This window comes from Verrucomicrobiia bacterium, from assembly GCA_035765895.1.
Classification (GTDB): domain Bacteria; phylum Verrucomicrobiota; class Verrucomicrobiia; order Limisphaerales; family DSYF01; genus DSYF01.
In genome coordinates this window covers 40,235-48,405 of record DASTWL010000094.1, presented here as the reverse complement: position 1 = coordinate 48,405, position 8,171 = coordinate 40,235, and the positions used below count along the sequence as shown (strand labels likewise).

Below are 8,171 nucleotides of genomic sequence, written 5' to 3'. Positions count from 1 at the left end.
ACGGTGAAAGCGAAACGCATCCCGGAATGGACGGTGGATCGCTTCGGGTTGTGCGCGGTGCTGCAAGACAGTCCCGTCGCATCGGCGCAGCCCGTGGAGACCGTATCGTTGATTCCCATGGGCGCCGCGCGCTTGAGGATTTCAGCGTTTCCCGTCATTGGCACCGGTCCGGAAGTGCATCAATGGGTGGCGCCCCAGGTCCCCAAACCGTCGCCTTACCACATCACCGCCTCGCATTGTTACGCGGGCGACACGGTGACGGCGCTGGCGGACGGCCTGGTGCCGGCGCGTTCGGGCGACGAATCCATTCCGCGTTTCACCTGGTGGGATCACCGCGGCACGCGCGAGTGGGTGCAGTATGACTTTACGTCGCCCAAGGAGGTCAGCGCGGTGGACGTGTATTGGTTTGACGACACCGGCAAGGGCGAGTGCCGCGTTCCGAAGTCATGGCGGGTTTATTACGCGGACCGTGGCGGCTGGAAACCGGTGGCCGAGGCCGTGAGTGGGCCGTTGACGAAGGATCGTTGGAACACGCTTTCGTTTGCTCCGGTCAAGACCCCGGCCCTCCGGCTGGAGGTGGAACTGCAATCCGGTTATTCCGGCGGCATTCTCGAATGGCGTTTGAAATGAGGAAATCAGCATGCGAATCCAAACTTTGATCACGTGTGTCGCCGTCGCGGCGGCACTGACAACCGGCGCGAACAGCTCCTGCCGGGCGGCGGTGCCGCGGCCGGAGCATCCGCGGCCCGATGCGTTTCGGCCGGACTGGATGACTCTGAACGGCGAATGGCAGTTTGAAATCGACGAAGCCGGCGATGGCGTGGCGCGCGGTTTGACGTCGGGCCGGGATCTGGCCGGCAAAATCACCGTTCCGTTCTGTCCTGAAAGCAAGCTCAGCGGCGTGGAGCACTACGGTTTGATGAAGAATGTGTGGTATCGGCGGGACTTCGAGGTGCCCGCGGCGTTGCAGGGCAGGCGCCTGCTGCTGCATTTCGGCGGCGTGGATTACCAGACGTGGGTTTGGGTGAACGGCGTGCTGGCGGGAACCCACGTGGGCGGCAACGTGTCGTTTGCGTTTGAAATCACCGGTCTGGTGCATCCCGGCCGCAACGAGGTGGTCGTGCGCGCGTTTGACGACACGGCGAGCGGCCGGCAACCCACGGGCAAGCAGACGCACACTGTCAGCGAAGGTTGCGTTTACACCCGCACCACCGGCATCTGGCAGCCCGTGTGGCTGGAAGGCGTGGGTTCGTCCTACGTCGAAAATTTCTCCGTCGTCCCCGATCCGGACAAGTCGCGTGTGCTGGTCACCGCCAACATCAACGGCACCGATCCGGATTTGACCTTGAACGTGGAGGCCTTTGCCAACGGCCGGAGCGTCGGCCGGGATTCCTGTCCGGCCCAGTGGCGCGATAATCGTCTCGTGGTGAATCTGAAGCAGAAGAAGCTCTGGGAGCCGGGCGCGCCTTTCCTGTATGATCTCAAATTCACGCTCACGCACGGCCGGAAAAAGGTGGACGAGGTGGCCAGCTACTTTGGTCTGCGCAAAGTGACCATTGACGGCCGCGCCATCCTCATCAACGGCAAGCGTGTGTTCCAGCGGCTGATTTTGGATCAGGGCTTTTATCCCGACGGCGTCTGGACGGCGCCGTCGGACGATGAATTGAAGGCGGACATCGAGCGTTCGCTTGCCGCCGGCTTCAACGGCGCGCGCCTGCACCAGAAGGTGTTCGAGCCGCGCTACCTTTACTGGGCGGACAAGCTCGGTTACCTGGTCTGGGGCGAATTCCCCAACTGGGGTTTCAATTATCAACCGGAAAACTACGCCAACTACCTCAACGAGTGGACCGAGGTTCTGCTGCGGGACGGCAATCATCCCTCGATTGTCGGCTGGTGTCCCTTCAACGAAACACCCGACAGTGCGGGCGAAATCCAGCGCATCGTCTGGCACGAAACGCGCGCCATCGACCCGACGCGGCCGGTGCTCGAAACGAGCGGATGGGGGCACACGCTGGGGAATCCGGAAGTGCGTGACAATCACGATTACAACCAGGATCCGGCCAGCTTCAAAAAGCGCTGGATGGATTTCTTTGGCGGTGCGGGTGGCGTGTCAGTGCCTGCCCGCTATGGCGTGGGCGCGCCCGCGCGCGACTTGGGTGTGCCGTTCATGGTCAGCGAATTTGGCGGTATTGGCTGGAGCACGGAGGGCGGCTGGAGTTACGGCAGCGGCCCCAAGTCCGAGGAAGAGTTTTACACACGCTACCAGGGATTGGTCGATGCGCAGCTCGACAATCCGAATTTGTTCGGCTTTTGCTACACGCAACTGACCGACGTGGAACAGGAGCGGAACGGTTTGTATTACTACGATCGGCGGCCGAAGTTCGACTTGAAGCGGCTCCACGCCATCACCGCCCGCGAGGCGGCCTATGAACGCACCGGGCCGACGGCACCCATCCCGAATCCGGCGGGGGCGCACGACTGGCAGGTGCTCGTCGGGGCGGCGCCCGATGGTGATCTGTGCCGGCCGTATCGTTTCACCACGGCAACGCCCGGGGCCGGCTGGGAGAATGCCGGGTTTGATGACAGCGGGTGGAGCGAAGCCCGGGCACCGTTTGGAACCATCAGTCAGTTCCGCACCGAGTGGCGCACGCCGGACATCTGGTTGCGGCGGCATTTCAATTGGGAAGGCAAGGTGATCAACGCGGCGGCACTCGTGATTTTCCATGACGAAACCACGGAGATTTACGTGAATGGAAAGCGGGTCTGGCAACGCGGCGGGTTCAACACGGCCTACGAGGCGTTTGAGGTGACCGCCGCGCTGAAGCAGGCGTTGCGGCCCGGGCAAAACACCCTCGCCGTGCACACGCATCAGACGGGCGGAGGTCAGTTCATAGACCTGGCGCTGCTCGTGGAACCGCAAGGCGACACGAAGACCATCATCGGCCTTCGTTAAATTCCGCCAGAGAGAAAATTCCCCTTTGCCGAAGGCGCGCCCGGTCGGTTCATGATCGGCTTGATTGCCACCTTGATTGATCGGTGCCCGCGTTCTACTCGTAGCGCAGCGCCTGAATCGGATCGAGGCGGGCGGCTTTGAAGGCGGGCACCAGGCCGGCCAGAACGCCCACGCAGACGCTGAAGCTGAAGGCCACAATGCAGGCAAAAACGGTGATCTGGGGCGTGTTATCCGTGGGGGAAATGTAGCCCAGCAAATTCACCAGCGCCAGGGAGGTCAGCAACCCGGCGGCTCCGCCGATGATGGCGATGACGATGCTTTCCACGAGAATCTGGATGAAAATGTCCACCGACGTGGCGCCGATGGCCTTGCGGATGCCGATCTCGCGGATGCGTTCGGTGATGCTTGCCAGCATGATGTTCATGATGCCGATGCCGCCGACGATCAGGCTGATGGCCGCAATGATGCCGCCGCTGAGCCGGGCGTTCTTGATCGCCGCGGTGATGTTTTCGGCCCAGTCTTCGCGGGTGTCGAAGGAGAAATCTTCAATCCCGTTGTGCACGCGCAGGAGGGCCTTGCTGGCCTGCTCGATGGCCTGACTCAGTTCGTTGACGTTGGCCACCTTGGCGGCCAGGCCGGAAAGTCGCGGGTCGGGAATGTTGTTTGAGCCGCCCGAGGCGCGAAAGCGCAGCCACATGGTGTTGAGCGGAATGTAAACCGTGTTGTTCTTCATGCGAAACACCCAGCCCGAACGGCCGTTGCGGAAACGCGCCAGCATGTTCGTGGCCTGCGGATGGTCGGCCACATACTCGCGCGCACGGCGTTCTTGTTCGCTTTCGTAGTGCTTGAACATGCCCACGATGGTGAACACCTGGCCCTGAATGTTCACGGTCTGGCCGATCGGAATGATCTCCCGGCCGACCTCCTCGGGGGAGCCGAACAATTCATCGCGCGCGCCGGTGCCGATCACGCACACGGGCCGCGCCCCTTCGTCGTCAATCTCGTTGAACATGCGGCCGTAGCCGATTTCGTGGTCATTCATCTCCAGGGCGTTGGGCCACGTGCCCATGAAGATGAAGGGCCGGTAGCTCTTGCCGGCGTGGGTCATGAGCAGGTTGCGTTCGCGCATTTCGGGCGAAATCAGCCGCATCAACGGGGCGTTGTTCTGCAGGGCATAGACGTCGTTCATCGTGATGCCCACGGCCTGGTCGGCGCGGTATTGTTGATCCGGCGGAATGTCCGCGTCCTCCAGCCGCACGCGTTCGACGCCGCCCACGGCGATGAGCGCCTCGCGCATGCCGTTTTCCATGCCCTTGACCAGTGCGGCCATGCCAATGAGGCTGGAGACGCCCAGAATGATGCCGAGCATCGTGAGCACGGAGCGAAACTTGTGCGCCCAGATTTCCTTGAAACCGACCAGAATGGCGTTGAGCAGATTCATGACGCGGCAACGGGGGCGGGCGAAAGACGATCGAGGCCGGCGAGCCGGGCATTGACCTGGGGGGCGATCTTGCCGTCGCGAATTTCAATCCGGCGCGGGGTCAACGCCGCGATTTCAGGGTCGTGCGTGACGAGCACGATGGTGCGGCCTTCCTGGCTGAGTTTGCGGAACAATTCCAGAATCGCCTCGCCGGTGTGCGTGTCAAGATTGCCCGTGGGCTCGTCCGCAAAGATGATCCTGGGATTGTTCACCAACGCCCGCGCAATGGCGACGCGTTGTTGCTGGCCGCCGGAAATCTGCATGGGGCGATGCTTGGCGCGGTTCTCCAGCCCGACCAACGCGAGGGCATTCATGGCGCGCTCGCGGCGTTCGGCCGTCGAAAGGCCGCTGTAAACCATCGGCAGCTCGATATTTTGCAGCACGTTCAGCTTGGGCAGCAGATTGAAGAACTGGAACACGAAGCCAATTTTTTGATTGCGAATGCGGGCGAGCTCTTTCGCGGTGGCCGCCTGGATTTCCGTTCCGTCCAATTTCAGCGTGCCGTGCGTGGGCGAGTCTAGACAGCCGATGATGTGCATCAACGTGGACTTGCCGCTCCCCGACGGGCCGATGATGGAGGCGAATTCGCCGCCGTCGATATCCATCGTCACGCCGTCCAGGGCGCGGATTTCCTCCCCGCCGAGAACATAGATCTTGCTGACGTTGCGAAGCTCAATGAGCGCCATGGCTGCGAACGGGGCTAGGGGTTTGCCGTGGCGGCCTTGGTGTTGTTGGTGGTGGCGGGCGTTTCCGCCGCGGCCACTTCCGCGACCTTTTGCGGCGGCGTGATCGTGGCATTCGCCGAAGGGGGTTCGGGCGGGCGCACGACGTTCGCCAGTGGGGGGCGCACCAGCGAAACGACCTGGCCATTATCCACGCCCTTCAACACCTGCGCGTATTGATAATCCGAAACGCCAACGTCGATGGGCATCATAATGAACTGGTTCTCGCTCTGCTTGATGTAGGCGTAGCGGTTGCCGTCCTCGGTGAACACGGCTGCCAGCGGAATCGTTAGCACGTTTTCCGCCGACAACACGGGAATGGTCATGTTCGCCGTCATGCCTGGACGCACCCGCGGATCCAATTCCGTCAAGCGCACCTGGGTTTCAAAACCCTTGATGTTGTTCTTGATGGTGGCCTGCGGGGCGACACGTTCAACGGTGCCCTTCAATTTCAGGCCCGGCACAGCCTCGATTTGCACGTCGGTCACCTGGCCCACCTTCACCTCCACGACGTCGGCCTGATTCAGGTGTGCCTTGATGACCATCTGCTTGAGATTGGCCACCGTCATGACCTCCGTGCCGCCACCCACACCGCCGGAACCGGAAACGGCCTGGCCAACGGACACCGGACGCGTTAGCACTGTGCAGTCAAACGGTGCCACGATACGCGTCTTGGACAATTGATCCTCGACCTGGCTCAGGGATTTTTGCGCCCGCTCGAGCGCGTTTTTGGCCAGTTCGTAGGTCGTTTCGGCATCCTGATACGTCTCCTGCGGAATGAGCCCGCTGTCGTAAAGGCGCTGGTTGCGCTCGTAGTTCCGTTGCGCCTGGTCGAGCTGAAGCTTGGCGCCCTCAATGTCCGTTAAACGTGAGGAGCGCTCCGTTTGAAGATCGCGATCGTCCAGCGCGCACAGCAAATCGCCTTTCTTGACGGCGTCCCCGACGTCCACGGGCAGTTGGGAGATGCGACCGTTGATCTCGGGCCGCACGGAAACCATGTCATCGGGGCCAATGTCACCGGCCGCCTTGACGGAGAGGGTAATGGTGCGCGGGCCGGCGGTGGCGGTTGTCAGAACGGCCTGGTCAACGCCTTGCTCGCTGCGCTTGTGCCAGTGCGAGTAGGCGTAAATGCCGGCGCCGACCGCCACGACCAGAATTAGAAAAGTCCATTTCTTCATTCGCAATTTCGAAAGTCATGCAGGTTAACACTCTGAGGCCATTTAGAAAATGACATTTTGCCCGGGGCGCGTATTCAATTTTTTTACGGGACTGTTATGCGTGGTTCTGACTGGCGGGTTACCTAAAGACATGCCATGACGCCGTGCGTTCCTGGTCGATACGCCATCCTCGTGAGGGTGGCGTTGCTGCGCTTGTTTCAGTTCAGCTTTCTGAAGACGCGCTCCCGCGGTTGGTCATTCCGATTCCGGTCCTTCAGAACCAGGGTGGTGGCGCTCAGCCTGGCAATGTGGGCCGTCTCACGATGGTTCACGATGGTGGGGGAAAACGAATTGGATCGGACGTTGATGATGAGTTCATCGCGGTTTATCGCCCAATTCCCGAAATAGCGCAGGTCTTTCGAACTTGCGAGCGTGGCGGTAAACGCGTGGTCGGTCGCAAACTGGTAGGTCTGCGTCACTCCGTCCACGGACACCCGCCAAGATCCCGGCAAATCGGCGTCGCGGTCAGCGCGTCGGCAACTTGCGCAGGCGAGGACCGCAATCAGACCGAGGGATGCCAGCTGAGTTTTTATAAAAAGTCGGGCCTTGTAACTGCACGGGTGGCGGCGCGCAATGCGCCTTGTGCCATTCGGGTGCAGGTTTCGACCGGCGCCGTGGAAGAGCCTCACGTGCCAATTTCCACCGGAAGGAAAGCCGTCTCACAGTTGCTAACGGCGCATTTGCGACCTTTTAGCGGGCAATGTTCCACTGATCTTGCCAGGTCACGACCGGAGCGCCGGCGGTGTCAATGGTCAGCGGCAGCCAGACGTAACGTGAGTCGCTCAGGTCTTCGGGCTTCCAGCGGTCGGCCATGAAGATGAACCGGTTTGGCTGGCCGGGCAGGGGCAGCACGAAGGTGCTTTGGCTGCCGTAAGTCGTTTCCGCGTCGGGGCCGGTGCAGGGATTACCGTTGGTCTGCCACGGGCCCAGCAGATGATCGGCCACGGCCCACGCGGCCCGGTTGGGTCGCCATCCGGTGCAGGCCGAGGTGATAAGGTAGTAGCGGCCGTTGTGTTTGAACGGGGCCGGCGCCTCGCGCATCTGGCGCACCAGAATGCGCGCCCAGGTTTTGCCCTCCACGATCGGTTCCGCCGGTCCTGTAAAACTGGCGTTCAGCCGGACGACATACATGGTCCAGTTGTCTTCGGAGGCATAAAACACATAGGCCGCGCCGTCGTCATCAACGAAGACGTTCATGTCACGGAAAGTGCCGCCGAATTGCTTTTGTTCGGTGGGTGCGTCGGCAAAATTGAAATCGTTCGTGATTGGGCGAATGGCCTGGAGGAAGGTGAACGGCCCTGTCGGGGTGTCACTGGTGGCGATGCCGGCGCGCGCGTAGGTGTAACGCCCCGCTTCCAGATGCATCCACATCACAAATTTTTTGGTCGGCGCATTGTAAATCACCTTGGGGCGCTCAACGAATGTGCGGCGGCCGTTGACGCGGGGCAGGTCAAAGCGCGACAATGCCACGCCCGCCCGATGCCAGTCGAAAAGGTTGGTGGACGAATAGCACGCCACCGCGCCGCTGCCGCCCGGCGTGCGGTCCTCGCCATACCAGAAATACCCGTCTTGGTGGACCAGAATGCCCCCGCCGTGGGCTTGGATAGGCTTTCCGTCCATATCCAGCCAGACCTCGCCCGGACGGAAAACGTGATTTGTCGCTGCGCCCGCCGTCACCACGACCAGCGTGAACAGCAGTCTGATGCAGCAACGCAAAAACATCGAAACACGGACCAAAGCCGGCGCACGGTAATTCATGACAACGGGGAAAATCTAAGGACCCGTGATGGCCACGTCCA

The 8,171-nt window shown here is 61.5% G+C and carries 7 protein-coding genes; 2 read left to right on the top strand and 5 right to left on the bottom strand.

Annotated features, from left to right (window positions below; translation table 11 throughout):
* A partial coding sequence (locus VFV96_18880) for a discoidin domain-containing protein (protein ID HEU5072472.1) occupies positions 1-630 on the top strand: 630 nt, incomplete at its 5' end.
* 10 nt (positions 631-640) lie between these two features.
* The gene (locus tag VFV96_18875; protein ID HEU5072471.1) at positions 641-2,953 is read left to right on the top strand and encodes a glycoside hydrolase family 2 TIM barrel-domain containing protein; all 2,313 of its coding nucleotides are present in this window, start codon (positions 641-643) and stop codon (positions 2,951-2,953) included.
* Positions 2,954-3,047: 94 nt separating this feature from the next.
* Here the strand turns inward: VFV96_18875 and VFV96_18870 are convergent, their stop codons facing one another.
* The 5 genes from VFV96_18870 to VFV96_18850 form a co-directional block, all read right to left on the bottom strand.
* Complete coding sequence (locus tag VFV96_18870) at positions 3,048-4,394, bottom strand: ABC transporter permease (GenBank protein HEU5072470.1); 1,347 nt, start codon at positions 4,392-4,394, stop codon at positions 3,048-3,050.
* Positions 4,391-5,119 (bottom strand): ABC transporter ATP-binding protein, encoded by a 729-nt coding sequence (locus VFV96_18865; GenBank protein ID HEU5072469.1) that lies wholly within the window; start codon positions 5,117-5,119, stop codon positions 4,391-4,393. The genes VFV96_18870 and VFV96_18865 overlap by 4 nt, the downstream gene beginning before the upstream one ends.
* A gap of 14 nt (positions 5,120-5,133) precedes the next feature.
* Entirely contained in the window at positions 5,134-6,333 is a 1,200-nt protein-coding gene (locus VFV96_18860) for an efflux RND transporter periplasmic adaptor subunit (GenBank protein ID HEU5072468.1), read from the bottom strand.
* 197 nt (positions 6,334-6,530) lie between these two features.
* Positions 6,531-7,001: a hypothetical protein gene (locus tag VFV96_18855; GenBank protein ID HEU5072467.1), complete on the bottom strand. Its 471-nt coding sequence runs from the start codon at positions 6,999-7,001 to the stop codon at positions 6,531-6,533.
* A gap of 61 nt (positions 7,002-7,062) precedes the next feature.
* On the bottom strand, positions 7,063-8,130 hold the full coding sequence (locus tag VFV96_18850; GenBank protein HEU5072466.1) for a glycoside hydrolase family 43 protein: 1,068 nt from the start codon (positions 8,128-8,130) through the stop codon (positions 7,063-7,065).
* Positions 8,131-8,171: the final 41 nt, after the last annotated feature.